The following is a 21,694-nucleotide window of genomic DNA, read 5'->3' on the forward strand; positions in this document are numbered from 1 at the left end:
GCGGCTGGCGCTGGTCCTCGCGCTTGCCCTCGTGGCGGGCACGACGGCGGTCGTCCTGTGGCCCCGGGAGTCCCCGGTCCATGTCACCGCGTATTTCCCGCGCACGGTCGGCATCCACCCCGGTTCGGACGTACGGGTACTGGGGGTCCGCGTCGGCGAGGTCAGAAAGATCACGCCGGAGGGCCGCCGGGTGCGGGTGGAGCTGGAGTACGACTCCGGACGCCGTATCCCCGCAGGCGCCCAGGCCGCGATCATCAACTCCTCGGTCGTCAGCGACCGTTACGTACAGATGCTGCCGGTCTATCGCGGCGGTCCCGCGATGCAGGACGGCGCGGTCATACCCGAGAGCCGTACGGCCGTGCCGGTCGAGCTGGACCGGATCTTCGACAGTCTGCACACGACGGCAGAGGCGTTCGGACCGCGCGGAGCCAACGCGGACGGGTCCCTGTCGCGGCTGCTGGGGGTGAGCGCGGACAACCTCGAAGGCCAGGGCGCGCAGATGCACCAGACGGTCGAGGACCTGTCGCTGGCGGTCACCACCCTGTCCGATGGCAGGAAGGACCTGTTCGGCACCATCCGGAATCTCCAGGTGTTCACCGCGGCGCTGGCCGCGGACGACAAGAATGTGCGTTCGTTCAACGACAGCCTCTCCCAGGTCGCCGCCCAGCTCTCGGGCGAGCGCAAGGACCTGGCGGCGGCTCTGAAGAATCTGGGCGTGGCCCTCGGTGATGTGTCGGCGTTCGTACGGAACAACAAGAAGACGCTGACCTCCGATGTGAAGGGACTCAGCAAGGTCACCAAGGTTCTGGTCACCCAGCGTGCGGCGCTGGCGGAACTGCTCGAGGTCGCGCCGACCGGTATCTCCAATCTGCAGAACGCCTACAACCCCGTATCCGGCACCCTCGACACCCGCAACAACACCGACCAGCCGCAGGATCCGGCCGCGCTGCTGTGCTCGCTGCTGCGGACGACCGGGGACGCCGGAGGCAAGAACCCCGACTGCAACGAGCTCCAGGAGCTCTTCGACACGCTGCCGAAACTGTCGCGCATCGCACCGGTGTCGGGCACGGGCCCGGTGGACCGGACGCTCGGCGGAATCCTGGAGGCCGGTGCATGAGGATCAATTCAGTGCTGCGCAGGGGCAGGGCTGCGGCCGTGTGGACGGCGCTGGGCTCGGTCGTGCTCACCGGCTGCGAGTTCAACGGTCTGTACGACGTGGGGCTGCCGGGCGGCGCCGCCAACGACGGCAACGCCTACCGGGTCACCGTCGAGTTCAGGGACGTACTCGATCTGGTGCCGCAGTCGGCCGTGAAGGTCAACAACGTCACGGTGGGCGCCGTCGAGAAGGTGGAGCTGGTCGGCTGGCACGCCCGGGTGCGGCTGCGGGTAGACCGCTCGGTGAAGCTGCCCGGCAACGCGATCGCCGGCATTCGGCAGACCAGCATGCTCGGCGAGAAGTACGTGGCGCTGTCCGCCCCGGTGGACTCCGCCCCCACGGGCAGTCTCCGCGACGGCGACCGCATCCCGCTGTCCCGCAGCGGGCGCAACCCGGAGATCGAGGAAGTGCTCTCCGCGCTGTCGGCGCTGCTCAACGGCGGCGGTGTCGCCCAGCTGAAGACGATCACCACGGAGCTCAACAAGGCCTTGGAAGGCCGTGAGAACCGGGTGAAGTCGCTGCTCGGCGAGCTGGACACGTTCATGGGCTCTCTGGACGGGCAGCGCAAGGAGATCGTCCGCGCGCTCGAGGGCATCGACCGGCTGGCCAAGCGGCTCGCCGGCGAGAAGAAGACCATCGCCACGGCACTCGACACCATGCCGGACGCCTTGAAGGTGCTGGCCGACCAGCGCCGCAACCTCACCGCGATGCTCACCTCGCTCTCGAAGCTCGGCTCGGCGGGCACCAAGGTGGTCAATGCCTCGCGGGCCGACCTGGTCGCCAATCTGCGCAATCTGCAGCCGATTCTGGCGCAGTTGAACAAGGCGGGCAGCGATCTGCCCAACGCCCTTGAGCTGCTGACGACCTATCCGTTCCCGCGCAATGTGACGGATGCGATCAAGGGCGACTACGTCAACCTCAAGATCACGGCCGATCTCGACCTGGCGAGCATCTACGGCAATCTCGCCGAGAAGCCCAAGAAGCCGGGCACGCCGGACAAGCCCGAGTTGCCGAAGCTTCCCGAAGTGCCCGGCGTACCGCTGCCCACCTCGCTGCCGCACCCGGGCGCGCCGAACGCGCCCAGCGCGCCTTCCGCCCCGCCGGACGCCGGGGACCCGCTGTGTCCGCCGGTGTGTACCGGCAGTTACGCCGCCTACGCAGGCGGGGGCGGCGACGGGGCCCGCTTTGCACCCGGGGTCTCTCTCGCCCTCGCCGAGCTCATGCTGAAGGGGATGCAACCGTGATCACTCGTGCGGTCAGAGCCCAGTTGCTCGCCTTCGCCGCGGTCACCGCCGTCGGCGTGTCCTATGTCGGCGCCCGGTACACGGGCCTGGCGGATCTTCTTCTCGACCGCGGTTACACCGTACGCGCCGAGTTCGCCGAATCCGGCGGCATCTTCCCGGGTGCCGAGGTCACCTATCGCGGGGTGCCGGTGGGCCGGGTCGGTGAGCTGCGTCTCGGGGGCGGCGACGGGGTGTCGGTGGGGCTGGACATCGAGGACGGGGCGCAGATCCCGGCGGACACGCTGGCGGTGGTGGCGAACCGTTCGGCAGTCGGTGAGCAGTACGTCGATCTGCAGCCACGGGGCACCAGCGGCCCGTATCTGAAGGACGGCAGTGTGATCGCCCGCGGTGACACCCGGGTGCCGCTGCCCACCACGGATCTCGTGCTCAGCCTGGACCGGCTGGTCAACTCCGTGGGCAAGGACGATCTGCGGATCACCGTCGACGAACTCGGCAAGGCCTTCGCCGGGACCGGCCCGCATCTGAGCCGTCTGGTGGACTCGGGAAACAACCTGGTGGAGTCGGCGTCCGCGTCACTGCCGCAGACCGTCTCGCTGATCGAGGACTCGCGCACGGTCCTCAAGACGCAGGTCGACAAGGGTTCGGCGATCAAGTCGTTCTCACGTGACCTTGCCTCACTGACCGCTCAGCTGAAGTCCAGTGACACGGATCTGCGCAGGCTGATCGGCTCGTCCACGCCGGCCGCGCAGGAGGTGAACTCGCTGCTGAAGGCGAACGAGACCCATCTGCCCGTACTGCTCGGGAATCTGATCAGCGGCGGCCAGATCACGGTGGCCCGGCTGCCCGGCGTGGAGCAGGCCCTGGTGACCTTCCCGCTGGTCGTCGCCGGCAGCTTCACCGTGATCCCGGGCGACGGCACCACCCACTTCGGCATGGTCGCCGGCGCCGACGACCCGCCGCCGTGCCGCCAGGGTTACGGCACCCAGCGGCGCGATCCCGCGGACACCTCCCAGCGCTCCGCGAACACGGGCGCACACTGCGCGGCCCCGCGCGGCAGCGCCACCTCGGTCCGCGGCGCCCAGAACGCGCCCGGCCCCTCGGCATCCGCCGGGGCGGGCCGCGCCGCGTATGTCACCCCGTACGACCCGGAGACCGGCCTCGCCGCGGGACCGGACGGAACGTTCGTCGAGATCGGCTCGACGGGCGGCGAACAGAGCCTGCTCGGAAAGGACTCGTGGCAATGGCTGCTCGTTGGACCCATGGCATGAACGGGAGCATCCTCGCGGGCCTGACCCGGTCGCTGCGCCTGCTCGGCACCAGAACAGTGGCCGCGGCCCGGCGCGGCAGGGCACTGCCGGCGACGCTGGCGCTCGCGACCCTCGTGACGACGGCGCTGAGCGGCTGGCTCTGCCTCCAGGTGTACGAACAGCGCACCGAGGAGCACCGAAGGCAGGACATCCTGGCCGCGGCCCGGCAGTCCGCGCTGAACTTCACCTCGCTCGACTACCGGCACTACGAGCAGGACAGCGCAAACGTCCTGAAGGGTGCCACCGGTGATTTCAAGGACCAGTTCTCCGCGCAGACCGCCGAGTTGACGAAGCTGGTGGCGGCGAACAAGTCGGTGTCGCAGGGGCAGGTGCTCGAAGCGGGCATCACGCGTTCCGACGAGCGCACCGCCCGCGTGCTGGTGGTCGCCGACAGCAAGGTGACCAATTCCGCCGCCCCGGGGGGACAGGCCCGCACCTACCGGCTGCAGCTCGATCTCGTACTCGAGCACGGCCGCTGGCTGACGTCCGATGTCGAGTTCGTCGGCTGAGCACGCCAGAGCACACACCCGTAATACCAGCAGTGAGGAGCAGGACCGTGGCGAACTCGACTGTACGAGGCCCCGGCGTCGCATCCCCCGGCCGCCGCTCGATGGCCGCTGCCGCCCGCGCGGCGGCCAGGCGCACGGAGCGGGTCGGCCCTGAAGCGGGCACTGCGGCGCCGGACGTGATCAAGCCGGAGGCGCCGGACGACGCGAGCCAGGCGCGGCGGCCCGACGATCAGCAGGCCGGCCCGGTTTTGTGCGCCGACGACTCGGTGGCCGTCGCGGCCCGCGGGCGGCGGCGTGGCCGGATCTGCGCCCTGCTGGCCGTGCTGGTGGCGGCGATGCTGGTCGCGGTCGGCGTGCTCGGATCCACGTACGGGGACGGCAGGCGCGCGGACGGCGCGCGGGTGCAGGCGCTCGCCGCGGCGACGCAGGCGGCGCCGATCGTGCTGTCGTACGACTACCGGCGGCTGGAGAAGGATTTCGCGGCGGCGCGCGACCATCTGACCGGCAAGTTCCGTGACGAGTACCGCAGGACCACGACGACGGTGGTGGCGCCGACCGCGGCGAAGTACCACGGCGTGGTCAAGGCGACGGTGGTGAAGCCGCCCGCGGGCGGCGCACCGGCCGCCTCGGTGGTTTCGGCCTCGCCCGACAAGGCGGTCGTACTGCTCTTCGTCAACCAGGTGACCACCAGCACCCAGGTGACGGGGCCACGCGTCGACCTGAACCGGGTGCGGATGACGCTGACGCGTACCGACGCCGGCTGGAAAGTGAGCGCGGTGGACGCGCTGTAGCCATATCACCAGGATTGCGCCCCAACGCAGTCCGAAGCGCCCCCCGAGCCGCGGCGACAGACGCCTGAACAGGCCCTCTGTCCCCCGGCTCGGGGGGCGCTTTTTTGTTGCCCGGTCTTGACAGCTCAACCCCCTGCCAGGCAGTCTTCCGTTAAGCAGAAACTAACTTCCGCAATACGGAAGGAGCGCCGCCCCTCATGGCCCGCTTCTCGGAAGGCGCAGTCACGGACCAGCGCTTCGATGTGAACCTTTCGATCCTCTTCACGGAACTCCCGCTTCTTCAGCGCCCCGCGGCCGCCGCCGCGGCGGGCTTCACCGCGGTCGAGCTGTGGTGGCCCTGGATCGAGACCCCCACCCCGCCGCGGGCCGAGCTCGACGCCCTGAAGAAGGCGCTCGACGACGCCGGCACCCAGCTGGTGGGACTGAACTTCTACGCCGGCCGGCTGCCGGGCCCCGACCGCGGCGCGCTGTCCGTGCCCGGCCAGGAGTCGGACCGCTTCCGCGCCAACATCGAGGTGGCCGCTCAGTTCGCCGCCTCGGTCGGCTGCAAGGCGCTCAACGCGCTCTACGGCAACCGCGTCGACGGCGTCGACCCGCAGACCCAGGACAGCATCGCCCTGGAGAACCTGGTACTTGCCGCGCGCGCGGCCGACCGGGTGGGCGCGATCCTGCTCGTCGAGACCCTCAACAAGCCGGAGTCCCCGCGCTACCCGCTGGTGAGCGCCCCGGCCGCGATCGAGGTCGTCGACAAGGTCAATGCGGCCACCGGTCTCGACAACGCCAAGTTCCTGCTCGACATCTACCACCTGTCCATGAACGGCGAGGACGTCAGCCAGGTCATCGCGGCGTACGCCGACAAGACCGGCCACGTCCAGATCGCGGACAACCCGGGCCGTGGCGCGCCGGGCACCGGTGCTCTGCCGCTGGAGCAGCTCCTCGACGAGCTGAAGAAGGCCGGCTACGACGGCTGGGTCGGCCTGGAGTACAAGGCCGGCGACCGCCCGAGCGCCGAGTCGTTCGACTGGCTGCCCGCCGAGGCCCGCGCGGCGCGCTGACCGCGGCTGCCCGGGCGCCGCAGGACGGCACCCGGGCAGCGGCACTCCCCGGCGCCGCCTGACGCCGCCTGACGCCGCGACGGCGCGATCGGCGAAGCCGATACGCGGCCGCGCTCGAGGCGCACCGGCTCGCGGCCTCGCCGCGCACTGAGCACCCGCGGTGAGTGGCAACCCACCGACGTAACACAGCAGTTAGAGAGGCACCCTCATGAGCAACCTCGCAGATTCTTCCCGCCCGGCCCTGCCCAGGATCGCCTGGATCGGCCTCGGCATCATGGGCTCCCCCATGTCCGAGAACCTGATCAAGGCGGGATACCAGGTCACCGGCTTCACCCTGGAGCAGGACAAGCTGGACCGCCTCGCGGCCGCCGGCGGCACCGTGGCGTCCTCGATCGCCGAGGCCGTCAGCGACGCCGACGTGGTCATCACGATGGTGCCCGCCTCCCCCCAGGTCGAGGCCATCGCCTACGGCCCCGAGGGCATCCTGGAGAACGCAAGGTCCGGCGCCCTCCTGATCGACATGTCCTCGATCACCCCGCAGACCTCCGTGGACCTTGCCAAGGCCGCGGCCGACAAGGGCATCCGCGTGCTGGACGCCCCGGTCTCCGGCGGCGAGGCCGGCGCGATCGAGGCCGTACTGTCCATCATGGTCGGCGGCGAGCAGGCCGACTTCGACAGCGCCAGGCCGATCCTCGATGCGCTGGGCAAGACCATCGTCCTGTGCGGCCCGCACGGCTCCGGCCAGACGGTGAAGGCCGCCAACCAGCTGATCGTCGCGGTCAACATCCAGGCGTGCGCCGAGGCCGTGGTCTTCCTGGAGAAGTCCGGCGTGAACCTCCAGGCGGCGCTGGACGTCCTCAACGGCGGTCTGGCCGGTTCGACCGTGCTGACCCGCAAGAAGGACAACTTCCTGAACCGGGACTTCAAGCCCGGCTTCCGGATCGACCTGCACCACAAGGACATGGGCATCGTCACAGACGCCGCCCGCAATGTCGGTGCCGCGCTGCCCGTCGGCGCCGTCGTGGCCCAGCTGGTCGCCTCGCTGCGTGCGCAGGGCGACGGCGGCCTGGACCACTCCGCCCTGCTGCGCTCCGTCGAGCGCCTCTCCGGCCGACAGGCCTGACCCCGGCCCGGACCGGGCCCCAGATTTCCGGGCGGCGCCGGCGCTGACACCTGTCCTGTCGCGCCCAGGCGCCGGCGCCGTCCGGAACACCACACTTCGATTTCAACAAACTGTTGACGTGATGTTCGAGGCGAATTTACGCTCCTCGCACCGCCAGCAGCTTTCAGCAGCTTCAGCACGGAAGGTCAATCCCGCCACCATGACGCAGCGTGTGCTTACGACCGAGTCAGGCGCCCCGGTCGCCGACAACCAGAACTCCGCCACCGCCGGCGTCGGTGGCCCGCTCCTCCTGCAGGACCAGCACCTGCTGGAGAAGCTCGCCCGCTTCAACCGGGAGCGCATCCCGGAGCGCGTCGTGCACGCCCGCGGCAGCGGCGCGTACGGCTACTTCGAAGTGACCGACGACGTCACCGGCTTCACCAGGGCGGACTTCCTGTCCGAGGTCGGCAAGCGCACGCAGACGTTCATCCGCTTCTCCACGGTCGCCGACTCGCTCGGCGGCGCGGACGCGGTCCGCGACCCTCGCGGCTTTGCGCTGAAGTTCTACACCGAAGAGGGCAACTACGACCTCGTCGGCAACAACACCCCGGTGTTCTTCATCAAGGACCCGGTCAAGTTCCCCGACTTCATCCACTCGCAGAAGCGCGACCCGTTCACGGGCCGCCAGGAGCCGGACAACGTCTGGGACTTCTGGGCGCACGCCCCGGAGGCGACGCACCAGATCACCTGGCTGATGGGTGACCGCGGCATTCCCGCGTCGTACCGCCACATGAACGGCTACGGCTCGCACACCTACCAGTGGACCAACACCGCGGGCGAGGCATTCTTCGTCAAGTACCACTTCAAGACCAACCAGGGTGTCCGTTCGCTGTCCTCGGAGCAGGCCGCCGAGCTCGTCGGCAAGGACGCGAACTCGCACCAGACGGACCTGCTGCAGGCGATCGAGCGCGGCGTGAACCCGTCCTGGACGCTGTATGTCCAGCTCATGCCGGCCGCTGAGGCCGCTGACTACCGCTTCAACCCGTTCGACCTGACCAAGGTGTGGCCGCACAGCGACTACCCGCTGCAGCGCGTGGGCCGTCTGGTCCTGGACCGCAACCCCGAGAACGTCTTCGCCGAGGTCGAGCAGGCCGCGTTCTCGCCGAACAACTTCGTGCCGGGCATCGGCCCTTCGCCGGACAAGATGCTCCAGGGCCGGCTGTTCGCCTACGCGGACGCGCACCGCTACCGTCTGGGCGTCAACCACACCCAGCTGCCGGTGAACGCGCCGAAGGCGACGACCGCGCAGAACTACGGCCGCGACGGCTTCATGGCCACGCGCAACGGCTCGCGCCACGAGAAGAACTACGAGCCCAACTCGTACGCCGGTCCCGTGCAGACGGACTCCGCGCTCTCCGCACCGCTGGCCGTCCACGGCCACACGGGCACGCACGAGGCGCCCCTGCACACCAAGGACGACGACTTCTTCCAGGCGGGTGAGCTGTACCGCCTCATGTCGGCGGAGGAGAAGTCCCGCCTCGTCGCGAACATCGCCGGCGGCCTGTCCCAGGTCACCCGCGACGACGTGATCGAGAAGAACCTCGCCCACTTCCACGCCGCCGACGCCGACTACGGCAAGCGCGTCGAAGAGGCGGTCCGCGCCCTGCGCGAGGACTGACGACAACCAGGCTGCGCCCGGGTACCTGACGTGGGGTCAGGATCCGGGCGCCGAGCCCGCGCCGTGGACCCGCATGAGGGGTGGTCACACGGTACGGGCAGGCCGAGACCGCGGCGGCAGTGCGATGCCAGTGCGGTGGTGAAGGCTCCGGGACCCGCTTCTTGACCTGAAGGAAGCGGCTCCGGGAACCAATCGCCGCCGCCGCGGTCCCAGCCGCATGCGCAGACTCCGTCCGCCGGGACGTACACCGGCCCACCATCCCCGCCCGGCGGCACGAATGTCCTGTCGTCCAGCCTCGCGCCGTCGGGTGGTATCAACTTCACAGCCAGAGCGCCTGGTTCGGTCTACCATTCCGAACCGGGCGCTCGACGACCAGGGTCCGGCCTTCGCACAGAGGCCGGGCCCTGGTTGCGTTCGCCTTCGGCACGGCCGCCGGCCCGTCTGCGCCGCAGGACCTTTGCGAGACCGAGAGGCATGAAAAAGGCCCGGTCTGCGGCTGCAGAACCGGGCCTTGAAGCGCTGACCTCGGGGGTTCCCTAGAGGGTCAGACCTTCAGCGGCTTGATGGCCGTCGGCGCGTGGCCCGGCTCCGTCGCCAGTTCCTCGAACTCGACCACATTGCTGATGTCCGCCGTCGTGCTCATCGAGATGTTCGTGACGCGCTCCAGGATCGCCTCGACGACGACCGGCACCCGGAACTCCGCGGCCAGTTTCTTGGCCTCCTCGAAGGCCGGCAGCAGCTGGTCCGGCTCGGTGACCCGGATCGCCTTGCAGCCGAGGCCCTCGACGACCTTGACGTGGTCGACGCCGTAGACGCCCAGCTCCGGGGCGTTGATGTTCTCGAACTCCAGGTTGACCTGGAAGTTGATGTCCAGGCCGAGCTGGGCCTGGCGGATCAGGCCCAGGTAGGAGTTGTTGACCAGGACGTGGACGTACGGGATCCGGTGCTGTGCGCCGACCGCCAGTTCCTCGATCATGAACTGGAAGTCGTAGTCGCCGGAGAGCGCCACGACCGGCGTCTCGGGGTCGGCCGTGACCGCGCCCAGCGCTGCCGGGATCGTCCAGCCCAGCGGGCCCGCCTGGCCGCAGTTGATCCAGTGGCGCGGCTTGTAGACGTGCAGCATCTGCGCGCCGGCGATCTGGGAGAGGCCGATGGTGGTGACGTAACGCGTCTGCGGGCCGAAGGCCTTGTTCATCTCCTCGTACACGCGCTGCGGCTTCAGCGGCACGTTGTCGAAGTGCGTACGGCGCTGCAGCGTCGCCCTGCGCTCGTTCGCGGCCGCGACCCACTCGCTGCGGTCCGGCAGTCTGCCCGCCGCCTTGAGCTCGCGCGCCACCTCGACGAAGAGCTCCAGCGCGGCCTTGGCGTCGGAGGCGATTCCGTAGTCCGGGGCGAAGATCTTGCCGATCTGGGTGGGCTCGATGTCGACGTGGACGAACTTCCGGCCCTTGGTGTAGACGTCCAGCTTGTAGCCGGTGTGGCGGTTGGCCCAGCGGTTGCCGATGCCCAGGACGAAGTCGGACTGAAGGAAGTTCGCGTTGCCGTAGCGGTGCGAGGTCTGCAGGCCGACCATGCCCGCGTTCAGCTCGTGGTCGTCCGGAATGGTGCCCCAGCCCATCAGGGTCGGGACGACCGGAGTGCCCGTGACCTCGGCGAACTCCACCAGCAGGTCGGAGGCGTCGGCGTTGATGATGCCGCCGCCGGCGACGATCAGCGGGCGCTCGGACTCCAGGAGGAAGGAGAGCGCCTTCTCGATCTGGGCGCGGGTCGCGGACGGCTTGTAGACCGGCAGCGGCTCGTACGTCTCCGGGTCGAAGTCGATCTCGGTGAGCTGGACGTCGATGGGCAGGTCGATCAGGACCGGGCCCGGGCGGCCCGAGCGCATCAGGTGGAAGGCCTGCTGGAAGACGCCCGGGACCTGCGCGGCCTCCAGGACGGTCGTCGCGGCCTTGGTGACCGGCTTGGCGATCGAGGCGATGTCGACCGCCTGGAAGTCCTCCTTGTGGATCACCGAGGTCGGCGCCTGGCCGGTGATGCACAGGATCGGAATCGAATCACCGATGGCCGAGTACAGGCCGGTGATCATGTCGGTGCCCGCCGGGCCCGAGGTACCGATGCAGACACCGATGTTGCCGGGCGCGGAGCGGGTGTAGCCCTCCGCCATGTGGGAGGCGCCTTCGACGTGCCGGGCGAGGGTGTGGTCGATGCCGCCGCCGGCCTGGAGGGCCTTGTAGAAGGGGTTGATCGCCGCGCCGGGCACACCGAACGCGTTCGTGACGCCTTCGCGCTTGAGGATCTCAACTGCCGCTCTGGCAGCGGTCATACGGGGCATGGGTGCTCCTGCTTCGGCCGGGCGGAGTCGGGCTCCTTCGCGTCACTCCAGAGCTTCGATTCCGTAATGCGGAAGTATTGTTCTGCTATACGGAAGCAATGTAGGACGCGTGCTCTGCGGCGTCAAGGGATGACAGAAGTCGCCCCCAAGGCATCCCGCTTGGTGGACGATGGACGGCAGTACGAATGGAAGGACGGCGGTACGAAAGGAAATGGGGAGGGAGAGCGATGGCCGATACCGTGCCGGTGCGCTGTCCGGCCTGCCGTCGCGATCATCTGTTCGCGTCGCCGGTCTATCCCTGCGCCTGCGGCGCCCCGCTGGCCCCGCCGCTGCTGCGTGCCGCCCGGCCGGAGCCGATAACCCACCGCACCTGGACGGACGACTGGGTCATGGTCCGCTGTCTTCATTGCGGCCGCCAGGACCACTGGCCGCAGCCGGAGCTCGGCTGCCCCTGCGGCACGGTGCTCCGTATCCTCGTGCGCCCGGTGAGCGCCCCCACCCCGCCCGAGGCGCCGCCCTCCCCCGCTCGCCCGGCGCGCATCCCACTGCCGCGCACGGCGACCGTGCCACGCCCCTCGTTCCGCCCGGTCACGATCCGCACCGAGCGCGACGCGGTGACCGCGGCGGCGCTCTATCTCACATGGCTGGGGTTCCGGGACGTCGTCAGGACCGAGATCCGGCGCCCGTCCGGAATCGATCTGCGCGGCCCGGGCCTGATCGCCCAGGTCGACCCGTCCACCCGCCCCGCCACCCTGCGCGACGTCGAATGCCTGTGGCTGAACGGGCTGACCACCTCGGCGGCGAGCGTCTTCTTCTCACTCGCGGGATACGCGGACGACGCCCGGTCCCGCGCGGACGACCTGGGCATCCCGCTCTTCGTCATGGACCTCACGGGCCGCCCGCAGCCGGTCAACGGACCGGCCGACGAGCTCATCTCCACCGGGGCCTGACGTGCACTAGCTTCCCTCTGGGGAGCCGTAGCGCCGCCGCAGCTCCACCTTTCTGACCTTGCCGCTCACCGTCATCGGGAAGTCCGTGAGGATCTCGACGCGACGCGGGATCTTGTAGTGCGCCAGCTGCTCCCGGCAGAACGCGGAGATGTCCTCCAGAGTCGGCGGGTCGGCCGGGTCGCGGGGGATGACACAGGCCAGGATCTCCTCCCCGTACCGCTCATCGGGGACACCGACCACCTGCACGTCCGCAATCTTGGGGTGGGTGTAGAGAAACTCCTCGATCTCCCGCGGATAGACGTTCTCGCCGCCCCTGATGATCATGTCCTTGATCCGGCCGACGATCTGGACGTAGCCGTCCTCGCGCATCACCGCAAGATCGCCCGTGTGCATCCAGCGGCCGGCGTCGATCGCCTCCGCGGTCTTCGCCGGCTCGTCCCAGTACCCGAGCATCACGCTGTATCCGCGGGTGCACAGCTCCCCCGCCTCGCCGCGCGGGACGGTGACCTTCGAGACCGGGTCCGTGATCTTCACCTCGATATGCGGCAGCACCCGGCCCACGGTGCCGGTACGCCGCTCCAGATCGTCGTCCCGCCGCGTCTGCGTCGAGACCGGCGAAGTCTCCGTCATTCCGTAGCAGATCGACACCTCCGCCATGTGCATCTCGGCGACGACCCGCTTCATCACCTCCACCGGACAGGGCGAGCCCGCCATGATGCCGGTACGCAGTGTGGACAGGTCGTACGAGGCGAAGTCGGGGAGGTTCAGCTCGGCGATGAACATCGTCGGAACGCCGTACAGGGAGGTGCAGCGTTCGTCCTCGACCGCGCGCAGGGTCGCCGCCGGGTCGAAGGACGGCGCCGGGATGACCATGCACGCGCCGTGCGAGGTGGCGGCGAGGTTGCCCATGACCATGCCGAAGCAGTGGTAGAAGGGCACCGGCAGACAGATCCGGTCCCGCTCGGTGTAGGCGATCGACTCCCCCACGAAATAGCCGTTGTTGAGGATGTTGTGGTGCGAGAGGGTGGCTCCCTTGGGGAAGCCGGTGGTGCCGGAGGTGTACTGGATGTTGACCGGGTCGTCGCAGGACAACTGCGCCTCGCGGGCGGCCAGTTCCTCGTCCGTGACGGCCTGGGCCGCGTCCAGGAGCACGTCCCAGGAGCCGTCCTCGATGTAGTGGACGGACCGCAGCTCGGGGCAGCCGGGGCGCACCTGCTCCACCAGCGCCCGGTAGTCGCTCGTCTTGTGCCGCTGCGAGGCGCACAGCACCGAGACCCCGGCCTGCCCCAGTACGTACTCCAGCTCGTGCGCCCGGTACGCGGGGTTGATGTTCACCATGACCGCGCCGATCCGGGCGGTGGCGTACTGGACGAGCACCCATTCGGCGCAGTTGATCGCCCAGATCCCCACCCGGTCGCCCTTGGCGACGCCGGTCCCGAGCAGCCCCCGCGCCAGCTGATCCACCGCCGCGCCGAATTCGGCATACGTCCAGCGGGTGCCGGCGGGCACGTCGACCAGCGCCTCACGGTCGGGATACGCGGCGATCGCCCGGTCGAGATTGCGGCCGATGGTGTCGCCGAGCAGCGCGGCCCGGCCCGTGCCGTGCGCGTACGAGAGCGTCATCGCAGATCCCCCTCGACATACTCGGCCGCCGAGCCACCGGCCGTGGCCTCGCGCAGCTCGATCCGGCGGATCTTCCCCGAAACGGTCTTCGGCAGCTCGCCGAACTCCAGCCGCCGGATGCGCTTGTACGGGGCGAGGACCGAGCGCGAGTGCTCGAAGAGCAGCTTCGCCGTGTCCGGCCCGGGCTCCCAGCCCTCGGCGAGCACGATGTACGCCTTCGGCACGGCGAGCCGCACCGGGTCCGGCGCCGGCACCACCGCGGCCTCGGCCACCGCCTCGTGCTCCAGGAGCGCGCTCTCCAGCTCGAACGGCGAGATCTTGTAGTCGGACGCCTTGAAGACATCGTCGGAGCGCCCGACGTAGGTGATGTATCCGTCCGCGTCGCGCGCGCCGATGTCGCCGGTGCGGTAGTAGCCGCCGGCCATTGCCTCGGCCGTACGGTCCGGGTCCCCGTGGTACCCGGTCATCAGGCCGACCGGGTGGGCGGACAGGTCCAGTGAGATCTCGCCCTCGGCGGCGCCCGGCTCCCCCGTGACCGGGTCGAGCAGCACCACCCGGTAGCCGGGGCTGGGACGGCCCATCGACCCGGCCTTGAGGAGCTGGCCCGGGCTGTTGGCGACCTGTACTGCCGTCTCGGTCTGCCCGAAGCCGTCCCTGATGGTGACGCCCCATTCGCGCCGTACGGTCTCGATGACCTCCGGATTGAGCGGCTCCCCGGCGGCGACGACCTCGCGCGGCGGCGTACGCAGCTGGCCGAGGTCCGCCTGGATCAGCATCCGCCAGACGGTGGGCGGGGCGCAGAAGCTGGTGACGCCCGCGCGGTCCATCTCCGCCATCAGCCTGGCCGGGTCGAAGCGCGTGTAGTTGTGGATGAAGACGGTCGCCTCGGCGTTCCACGGCGCGAAGAGATTGGACCAGGCGTGCTTGGCCCAGCCGGGCGAGGAGATGTTCAGATGCACATCGCCGGGCTTGAGGCCGATCCAGTACATCGTCGCCAAGTGGCCGACGGGGTAGGACACATGGGTGTGCTCGACGAGCTTGGGGCGGGCGGTCGTACCGGAGGTGAAGTACAGCATCAGCGGGTCGTCGGCCAGGGTGACCCCGTCCGGCTCGAAGTCGGCGGATGAACAGAACGCCTCGTCGAAGTCGAGCCAGCCCGGTACGGGGTCGGCGCCGGGCGCCTTGACCGCGATCCGGGTGTAGTCGCCGGGCACGTCGTCGAACTTGGCGATGTCCGCGTCCCGCACGATCACCTGCCGGGCGTGGCCGCGGTCGATACGGTCCCGAAGATCCGCCGGGCCGAGCAACGGGGTGGCGGGGATGACGACCGCCCGCAGCTTCATCGCGGCCAGCGCGATCATCCACAGTTCCTGCTGGTTCCCGAGCATCACGACGACGCGGTCGCCCGCCCGGACTCCCTGTGCCCGCAGCCAGTTGGCGACCTGGCCGGACCGGACGGACATCTCACCGTACGAGACAGTGATCTCGCGGCCGTCCTCCTCCACGATGTGCAACGCGGTGCCGGCGTTACCTTCGGCGATGACGTCGAACCAGTCCAGCGCCCAGTTGAAGCGCTCCGGCCGCGGCCAGGCGAAGCCTTCGTAGGCCGTTGCGTAGTCCTCCCGGTACTGCAGCAGAAAGTCCCTGGCTGCCCGGAACTTCTCCGTCGCACTGCCTGACGTCATGTGTCCTCCTCATTGCGGGACCGGCTACTGACATCGTGTAATCAGTGACCGAGGTCTCACTACCCCCGTACGGGGGTGACACCCCGAGAGGGAAGAGCGCGTGCCCGAGCCCGTCGACACGGTTCAGATGAGAGCGGCGCTGCTGCGCCTGCGCCGTGCGACCGGACTGCCGGTCGCCTTCGGCGGACTGCTGCACGATGCGCGGCAACTGCGGATCGCCGAGCTGAGCGGGACGGCGACGGGGGCGCTGCGCGGCCTGTCCATAAGCGCGGGGAACGGCCTCGGGGGCAAGTGCATCGCGCTGTCGCGGCCGTGCGCGGTCACGGACTATCCCTCGGCCCGGCACATCAGCCACGAGTACGACGCGGCGGTGGCGACGGAAGGGCTGCGCTCGGTGCTCGCGGTGCCGGTGGTCGTACACCGCAGGGTGCGGGGCGTGCTGTACGGCGCGCTGCGGTCACCGACGGCGGTCGGCGACCGGACCTTCGACGCGGCGGTGGCGGCGGCGCGCGATGTGGAGCAGGCGCTTGTCGTGCGGGACGAGGTGCAGCGGCTGCTGGCGGCGACGCGGGAGCCGGTGGCGGATGGCGGGGCGTGGGAGGAGGTCCGCGAGGCGCACGGCGAGCTGCGGGCGCTGGCCCCGCGCATCGACGACGACTCGCTGCGCGAGACGCTGCTCGCGGTCTGCGGCCGGCTGGCGGCCGCGACGGCCGGCCCGCCGTGCGAGCAGGCGGTCGCGCTGGCGCCGCGCGAGCTGGATGTCCTGACCTGTGTCGCGGCGGGCTCGACGAACGCGGTGGCGGCGGAGCGGCTGGGCCTGAAGCCGGAGACGGTGAAGGCGTATCTGCGGGCGGCGATGCGGAAGCTGGGGGCGCATACGCGGCTGGAGGCGGTGGTGGCGGCGCGGCGGGCGGGGCTGCTGCCGTAGCCGGGGGCTTCGCCCCGAAAGCAGCCTCGCCGGCGTTTGAGGCGTCCGCGGCTCTGGCAGCGCCCCCAAACAGTCAGGTTGAATGAGCCCATGGTGTCGACAGACCGCTTCCTCGCATTCGCCGCGATGTCGCTGCTGGTGATCGTGATCCCGGGCCCGAGCGTGCTCTTCGTGATCGGCCGCGCCCTCGCCCACGGCCGCCGCACCGCCGTGGCCACCGCCCTGGGCAATGTCTTCGGCTCGTACGTCCTGGTGGTGGCTGTCGCGCTCGGCGTCGGCTCGCTGGTCGAGCGGTCGGCGATGGTCTTCATGGCGGTGAAGCTGGCGGGCGCGGCGTATCTGGTCTTCCTGGGGGTGCAGGCATTCCGGCACCGGAAGGACATGAAGGTCTCGGACATGGCGGCCCCGGCGGGGCCCCCGCGCGGCGATGCCCGGACGGTCGTGGACGGCATCCTGGTGGGCGTCACCAACCCCAAGGGGATCGTGTTCTTCGCCGCGGTGCTGCCGCAGTTCGTGGACCACGCGGCGGGCAACCTGCCCACGCAGATGCTGCTCCTCGGCCTGGTCCCGATCTCGATCGGCCTGGTCACGGACACGCTCTGGGGCCTGGGCGCGGCGGCGGCCCGCAACTGGTTCGCCCGCTCGGAGCGCCGGCTCTCCATGGTGGGCGGCGCGGGCGGCTTCGCGATGATCGGCCTGGGCGTGACGGTGGCGGCGACGGGCCGCGCGGACTGAGGTCTACTCGCTCACCGTTCCGAAGCGGATGTCGTGCGCGGTGGCCGAGGACAGGACCGTGAGCATCCGGTCCCCCTCCTCGGCCAGCGCGTCACGCTGAGCCCGGGTCAGCGTGCCGAAGGCCTGCACGGTCATGGTCGCGGTCGCGTCCGACTCGGTCAGCCGCCAGATGCCGGCGAGGTAGCCGTCGACGAGGAAGGTGCAGTAGGCCATGTTGCCCTTCCAGGTGCGCATTCTGTACTCCTCGGGCACGACGCGGGTGCGGTCGGCGTGCGAGAGCAGCAGATTGTCGAACTCGGGCAGGAAGCGGGGCGGCGCCGGGGTGTCGGCGGCGGGCCGGGGCGCGCCCGGGATGTCGAAGAGCTCGACGCCGTTCTCGTCCTGGAAGACGGCCAGCTGCGGGCGCAGCCGCTCGAAGGTCTCCCGCAACCGGGTCAGTCCGGACCACTTCTGCATGTCCTTGACCGAGGCGGGACCGAAGGCCCCGAGGTAGCGCAGCACCGTGGCGTCGGGCACGGGCGCCGGCTGCGCCGGGCGGCCGAACCAGTGCTCGGCGGTGGTGAGCGCGACCTGGCCGCTGCGGCCCCACAGTCCGCGCGGGGTGACCTGCACCAGCGGCAGTACGCAGCGGGCGGCGACGGACAGCGAGAAGGGATCGGCGTCCGGCCACTGGTTCAGCAGCGCCTCGCGCAGCTCCTTCATGGTCCGGGGCCGCTCCTCGACCAGCTCGCGGGCGACGGCGCCGAGCCGCTCCAGATCGACCCCGAGAAGGCCGGTCCTGAACTGCCCCAGTTCCCGGTCGCGCGCCGCCTGGACGAGCGGCCGCAGGGTCAGGCAGTCGTCGGCGGAGTGCGTATGAATGGTGGAACGCATCGTGACCAGACGCGCGACCTCGCGCGATGCCATCAGCGCGGACAGCTCCTCGGGGTCGAAGCCCTCCAGGCGGGCGGCGAGCGCGTAGTACGGCGGCTTCACGTTCTGCGCCTGGAGACCGACGAGGTGCTCGACGGCGCCTTTGACGGACATCGCGGAACGGGGTACACGGCGCAGCAGGAGCTGACGGTCCAGGGTGGCGCGGTTGAGGGCGCGGTTGCCGATTACGGGGTACGTCGTCTTCGAGGCCATGTCCCACACGCTACCCAGCATTGCGGACAACCTCTGTCCGCAACTACGGGGGGGAACCCGTGCTGCCGCCCGTCATGCCGGGCCAATTCGACGCGGATATCCTGCTTCGGGGTCGTACTGATCCGAACTACTCCGATCCACTGCGAGGCGGGAGGTGAGACGCGCGATGTCGCTGTCGCCGAGGCGAAACCAGTGGCGCCGTCGCCCCCTGCCTCCCGGGGGTTCGCCGCCGCCCACCCCCGCGTCCGGCGACCCCGCCGCCGCCTCCCCCGTACACAAGGACCAGGGCAGCGTCGTCCAGGCCGCGCTGTACCGCGACGGCCGCCGCGTCTCGACGCCCGACTCGCTCGCCGAGACCTTCCGCCAGCTGCGTGAGTACCCGGACGGCATGGCCTGGATCGGACTGCACCGCCCGACCGAGGCCGAAGTCCTCTCCCTCGCCGCGGAGTTCGACCTGCATGAACTCGCGGTCGAGGACGCGCTGGAGGCCCACCAGCGCCCCAAGCTGGAACGGTACGGCGACACGCTCTTCGTCGTCCTCCGTGCCGCCCGCTACCTCGACGCCCAGGAGGAGGTCGAATTCGGCGAGCTGCATGTCTTCGTCGGCAGGGACTTCCTGATCACGGTCCGCCACGGCGCGGCTCCCGACCTCTCCGCGGTCCGCCAACGCATGGAGAAGAGCCCGGAGCTGTTGGCGCTGGGCCCGGAGGCGGTGCTGTACGCGATCCTGGACGCCGTCGTCGACGGCTATGCCCCGGTCGTCGCGGGCGTGCAGAACGACATCGACGAAATCGAGACCGAGGTCTTCGGCGGCGACCCGGCGGTCTCGCGCCGTATCTACGAACTCGCCCGCGAAATGGTGGAGTTCCAGCGCGCGACCCGCCCCCTCGTCGGCATGCTGCACGCCCTGATGGCGGGCTTCGCCAAGTACGGCACGGACGAGGAGCTGCAGAGCTACCTGCGCGATGTCGCCGACCACGTGACGCACACGAGCGAGCGCGTGGACGGCTTCCGCCAGGCACTGGCGGACATCCTCACGGTGAACGCGACGCTCGTGACGCAGCAGCAGAACGAGGAGATGCGGGCGATGGCGGAGGCGGGCTTCGAGCAGAACGAAGAGATCAAGAAGATCTCCTCGTGGGCCGCCATCCTCTTTGCTCCCACGCTCGTGGGAACGATTTACGGCATGAACTTCGAGTCGATGCCGGAACTACGCTGGGCGTTCGGATACCCCTTCGCCGTGGCCCTAATGGCCGTAGTTTGCGTTAGTTTGTACTTCATCTTCAAGCGACGGGACTGGCTTTAGTGCATCACCACAGCCCTCCTCAGCGGAGCTGGATTTGCGATCGCGCACATGCGACCACGAGACTCTGCAACCGCTGGGGAGAATCCGGGGAGACTCAGCGCTCGTGATCTCTTCTACCTTCCGATGGCAACGGCTGGACCCTCAAGTACAGCCCCCCGGAGCCCTTCCGGCTCGCCGAGGGCATAGTCACTCTCGGTAGTAGTCAACCTCCACATCACCGCCGCCTTCAGGAGATACGCGACGACATCCGCGAAGCCTTCCTCACCGTCGGATGCGCACTGCTCTGCTGGCGCCGCCTGAGCTCAGCTGTCGCCCGCTAGTTTTTCTGCAGGGTGCGGGTGACACCCGCGATGACGGCGGTCGTCAGCACCCAGCCGAAGGCGATCAGGAGGTAGGCCAGCCACTGGAGGCTGTGGTTCGACCAGAACCAGGCCGTGCGCTGAGCCAGACCACCGATGGGGATCAAGAGGTCGAGTGTGTAGACGAGGGGCTGGAACGGGGCGCCTTCGCCTGGTTTGACAGGGTTGGGGGAGTGAGTGCCGAAAGACAGTGTGCCCAGCAAGGTCAGTGCGAGGAGCCAGACGCCGGCCAGCCAGGGGCGATAGCCATAGCCGACGGTCACGTCGAGCAGGTGCCCCCACACACGCGCGGCCGGGGGCAGAGTTTGACGCCGATGGCGCTGTTTGGCCAGGAGTACGCGGCGGGCGTCGTCGTCGTGGCCGGCCTTCCGGTACCAGCTCGCCAACTGCTCATAGGGCTGAGGGTTGTAGCCCGGGCCGCGTCGTATCCACGCCACGCGGCGGGCCACGGAGTCCCGCCGCCCCACTGCCTCCCGCCGCTCGCCTGCTTCGTCCACCTTGATGGAGCCGTAGACGAAGCCGTCCAGCTCCACCACGTCCGGCCAGCTGTGGTCGCTGTCGTGGAGGTAGGACACCTGCGCGCCCCGCAGGTCCACGGTGCCGGACGGTGGCCGGGCGAGGGTGAAGTCGAAGTCGACGGCCTGCATCAGCAGGGCGACCAATGACGGGCCGTGGCCGTCGGGCGGCCCGTTCAGGACCGCGCCTTCAAAGGTCAGGTTGTCTGAGATCCGGGCACCCCGCAGCCGTACGGTCCCGTTCGCGATGAACCCGTCGGAGAAGTCGAGCCTCGAGGCCACGGCGTTGTCCAGGGCGAGCGCCACCCCACGCTGGCCGGGGCGTTCCAGTAGTGCGCCCCGCATGTGCAGTCCGCCTGGCAACTGTGCCCCCATGAGACGGACTTCACCGTGCGCGACGAATCCGTCCACGCAGTAAACGCCGCCCTCCGCGACCAGTCCGCCGGCGGACACCGCCCATTGCTCGGGTGCGGTGATCTCGGCGCCGCTGAGATTCACGGCACCGCTCACGTGGGCGTTGATGAGCGACAAGGCGCTGATCCTGCGGTGGAAGGGCGAGGCATAGCCGCTTTCCAGGCGAGAGCGCCGCAGGTCGAGGCGTCCCTCGATACGGATCAAGCCGGCTTCCACGCCCGGCACTCGGCTGCCCACGATCGCAATCGACCGGGTCGACGCTCCGGAGAGGTCCACGCCCTCCTCGAACCAGCAGTCCTCGAGCCAGAGGGCGTGAGCGATCTGCGCGCCGGCCAGGTTGAGGTGTCCGGATATCCGCGCCCCGGCGAGCCTCAGGCACGCGACGGCGCCTGGCTGCGCGGTGTTCGCGCCCTGGAGGAGCGCCACGATCACGGCGGCCCGAACCGTCCGCCCGGGGCTCCACTGCCCACCCTCGGCGACACGGTCGTCCTCGGGCACACCCGTGCGCAGGTCCACGCGGCGTCCCTCGGGGAACAGATCCCACAGCTCGCGCTCCGGTGAAGTCAACTCGTCGTATGAGAGCACTCGTTCAGAGTAGTGATCTTCCTTCCCACGCGCCTTGCCCTACCGCGCGCAGATCGGACGGCGGTCCATTCTGTGAGGAGTTCTAGTGGTCCCCGCCACTGCCTACCTCTGCAAGCTGGGTGGACACAATGGGCTGCCGGTTCGGTTGGTGCCGCTCGCGGCGATTGCCTTGATCTCCGCCAGGATGGCGGCCAGGCCGTGCACGACCGTGCTCGCGGAACCGACATTGGGTGAGGTCCACGACTGGCCGACCTTCGCAACTGGTCCTGGACCACCTGCTCTACGCCCTTCTCGT

At 69.6% G+C, this 21,694-nt stretch carries 17 protein-coding genes; 12 read left to right on the forward strand and 5 right to left on the reverse strand.

From position 1 onward, the window contains the following. Positions 1-4: 4 nt before the first annotated feature. The 8 genes from OG729_RS07785 to OG729_RS07820 all read left to right on the forward strand — a co-directional run bounded on the left by OG729_RS07785 (position 5) and on the right by OG729_RS07820 (position 8,842). Positions 5-1,117 (forward strand): MCE family protein, encoded by a 1,113-nt coding sequence (locus OG729_RS07785; RefSeq protein WP_405811085.1) that lies wholly within the window; start codon positions 5-7, stop codon positions 1,115-1,117. Beyond that, on the forward strand, positions 1,114-2,400 hold the full coding sequence (locus OG729_RS07790; protein ID WP_405805121.1) for an MCE family protein: 1,287 nt from the start codon (positions 1,114-1,116) through the stop codon (positions 2,398-2,400). Before OG729_RS07785 ends, OG729_RS07790 begins: the two co-directional genes overlap by 4 nt. Continuing rightward, positions 2,397-3,668 (forward strand): MCE family protein, encoded by a 1,272-nt coding sequence (locus OG729_RS07795; RefSeq protein WP_405805122.1) that lies wholly within the window; start codon positions 2,397-2,399, stop codon positions 3,666-3,668. Before OG729_RS07790 ends, OG729_RS07795 begins: the two co-directional genes overlap by 4 nt. Then, positions 3,665-4,216: a hypothetical protein gene (locus OG729_RS07800; RefSeq protein ID WP_360876487.1), complete on the forward strand. Its 552-nt coding sequence runs from the start codon at positions 3,665-3,667 to the stop codon at positions 4,214-4,216. The genes OG729_RS07795 and OG729_RS07800 overlap by 4 nt, the downstream gene beginning before the upstream one ends. Before the next feature lie 47 nt (positions 4,217-4,263). Continuing rightward, positions 4,264-5,007: a hypothetical protein gene (locus tag OG729_RS07805; protein ID WP_405805123.1), complete on the forward strand. Its 744-nt coding sequence runs from the start codon at positions 4,264-4,266 to the stop codon at positions 5,005-5,007. A gap of 197 nt (positions 5,008-5,204) precedes the next feature. Continuing rightward, on the forward strand, positions 5,205-6,062 hold the full coding sequence (locus OG729_RS07810) for a TIM barrel protein (RefSeq protein ID WP_360876482.1): 858 nt from the start codon (positions 5,205-5,207) through the stop codon (positions 6,060-6,062). A gap of 208 nt (positions 6,063-6,270) precedes the next feature. Further along, complete coding sequence (locus tag OG729_RS07815; RefSeq protein WP_405805125.1) at positions 6,271-7,185, forward strand: 2-hydroxy-3-oxopropionate reductase; 915 nt, start codon at positions 6,271-6,273, stop codon at positions 7,183-7,185. 199 nt (positions 7,186-7,384) lie between these two features. Then, on the forward strand, positions 7,385-8,842 hold the full coding sequence (locus OG729_RS07820) for a catalase (RefSeq protein ID WP_405805126.1): 1,458 nt from the start codon (positions 7,385-7,387) through the stop codon (positions 8,840-8,842). 544 nt (positions 8,843-9,386) lie between these two features. Here OG729_RS07820 and gcl read toward each other — a convergent pair. Next, a complete protein-coding gene (gene gcl / locus OG729_RS07825; protein ID WP_405805128.1) occupies positions 9,387-11,174 on the reverse strand; it encodes a glyoxylate carboligase in 1,788 nt (595 codons plus the stop codon). A gap of 227 nt (positions 11,175-11,401) precedes the next feature. Here gcl and OG729_RS07830 point away from each other — a divergent pair, with 227 nt between their 5' ends. Further along, the gene (locus OG729_RS07830) at positions 11,402-12,124 is read left to right on the forward strand and encodes a hypothetical protein (protein WP_405805129.1); all 723 of its coding nucleotides are present in this window, start codon (positions 11,402-11,404) and stop codon (positions 12,122-12,124) included. Between the two features lie 6 nt (positions 12,125-12,130). On the opposite strand, the gene OG729_RS07835 is transcribed toward OG729_RS07830, so the two are convergent. Both OG729_RS07835 and OG729_RS07840 read right to left on the reverse strand, forming a co-directional pair. After that, positions 12,131-13,747 (reverse strand): AMP-binding protein, encoded by a 1,617-nt coding sequence (locus OG729_RS07835; RefSeq protein WP_360876470.1) that lies wholly within the window; start codon positions 13,745-13,747, stop codon positions 12,131-12,133. Then, positions 13,744-15,432: an AMP-binding protein gene (locus OG729_RS07840; RefSeq protein WP_405805130.1), complete on the reverse strand. Its 1,689-nt coding sequence runs from the start codon at positions 15,430-15,432 to the stop codon at positions 13,744-13,746. Before OG729_RS07840 ends, OG729_RS07835 begins: the two co-directional genes overlap by 4 nt. A 100-nt stretch (positions 15,433-15,532) precedes the next feature. Between OG729_RS07840 and OG729_RS07845 the strand changes: the two genes are divergently transcribed. Together OG729_RS07845 and OG729_RS07850 are read left to right on the forward strand one after the other, a co-directional pair. Beyond that, positions 15,533-16,360 carry a response regulator transcription factor gene (locus OG729_RS07845; RefSeq protein ID WP_405805132.1) on the forward strand — a complete coding sequence of 276 codons (828 nt, stop codon included), beginning with the start codon at positions 15,533-15,535 and terminating at the stop codon, positions 16,358-16,360. A 90-nt stretch (positions 16,361-16,450) separates the two neighbouring features. Beyond that, positions 16,451-17,095, forward strand: a complete 645-nt coding sequence (locus OG729_RS07850) for a LysE family translocator (RefSeq protein WP_405805133.1) — start codon at positions 16,451-16,453, stop codon at positions 17,093-17,095. Between the two features lie 3 nt (positions 17,096-17,098). Here OG729_RS07850 and OG729_RS07855 read toward each other — a convergent pair whose 3' ends face one another. Then, positions 17,099-18,220, reverse strand: coding sequence for a winged helix DNA-binding domain-containing protein (locus OG729_RS07855; RefSeq protein ID WP_405805135.1), 1,122 nt, complete (start codon positions 18,218-18,220; stop codon positions 17,099-17,101). 166 nt (positions 18,221-18,386) lie between these two features. On the opposite strand from OG729_RS07855, the gene OG729_RS07860 reads away from it, so the two are divergent. After that, positions 18,387-19,526 carry a magnesium and cobalt transport protein CorA gene (locus OG729_RS07860; protein WP_405805137.1) on the forward strand — a complete coding sequence of 380 codons (1,140 nt, stop codon included), beginning with the start codon at positions 18,387-18,389 and terminating at the stop codon, positions 19,524-19,526. A gap of 316 nt (positions 19,527-19,842) precedes the next feature. On the opposite strand, the gene OG729_RS07865 is transcribed toward OG729_RS07860, so the two are convergent. Then, positions 19,843-21,399, reverse strand: coding sequence for an oxidoreductase (locus OG729_RS07865; protein WP_405805139.1), 1,557 nt, complete (start codon positions 21,397-21,399; stop codon positions 19,843-19,845). Positions 21,400-21,694: the final 295 nt, after the last annotated feature.

It is taken from the genome of Streptomyces sp. NBC_00210 (genome assembly GCF_045160975.1).
Lineage (GTDB): Bacteria > Actinomycetota > Actinomycetes > Streptomycetales > Streptomycetaceae > Streptomyces.

What these genes read in the sequence shown, in the direction of transcription:
- OG729_RS07790 (WP_405805121.1), top strand. Translation starts at nt 1,114, where the DNA reads ATGAGGATCAATTCAGTGCTGCGCAGGGGCAGGGCTGCGGCCGTGTGG.
- OG729_RS07800 (WP_360876487.1), top strand. Translation starts at nt 3,665, where the DNA reads ATGAACGGGAGCATCCTCGCGGGCCTGACCCGGTCGCTGCGCCTGCTC.
- OG729_RS07810 (WP_360876482.1), top strand. Translation starts at nt 5,205, where the DNA reads ATGGCCCGCTTCTCGGAAGGCGCAGTCACGGACCAGCGCTTCGATGTG.
- OG729_RS07815 (WP_405805125.1), top strand. Translation starts at nt 6,271, where the DNA reads ATGAGCAACCTCGCAGATTCTTCCCGCCCGGCCCTGCCCAGGATCGCC.
- OG729_RS07820 (WP_405805126.1), top strand. Translation starts at nt 7,385, where the DNA reads ATGACGCAGCGTGTGCTTACGACCGAGTCAGGCGCCCCGGTCGCCGAC.
- gcl (WP_405805128.1), bottom strand. Translation starts at nt 11,174, where the DNA reads ATGCCCCGTATGACCGCTGCCAGAGCGGCAGTTGAGATCCTCAAGCGC.
- OG729_RS07830 (WP_405805129.1), top strand. Translation starts at nt 11,402, where the DNA reads ATGGCCGATACCGTGCCGGTGCGCTGTCCGGCCTGCCGTCGCGATCAT.
- OG729_RS07835 (WP_360876470.1), bottom strand. Translation starts at nt 13,747, where the DNA reads ATGACGCTCTCGTACGCGCACGGCACGGGCCGGGCCGCGCTGCTCGGC.
- OG729_RS07840 (WP_405805130.1), bottom strand. Translation starts at nt 15,432, where the DNA reads ATGACGTCAGGCAGTGCGACGGAGAAGTTCCGGGCAGCCAGGGACTTT.
- OG729_RS07850 (WP_405805133.1), top strand. Translation starts at nt 16,451, where the DNA reads ATGGTGTCGACAGACCGCTTCCTCGCATTCGCCGCGATGTCGCTGCTG.
- OG729_RS07855 (WP_405805135.1), bottom strand. Translation starts at nt 18,220, where the DNA reads ATGGCCTCGAAGACGACGTACCCCGTAATCGGCAACCGCGCCCTCAAC.
- OG729_RS07860 (WP_405805137.1), top strand. Translation starts at nt 18,387, where the DNA reads ATGTCGCTGTCGCCGAGGCGAAACCAGTGGCGCCGTCGCCCCCTGCCT.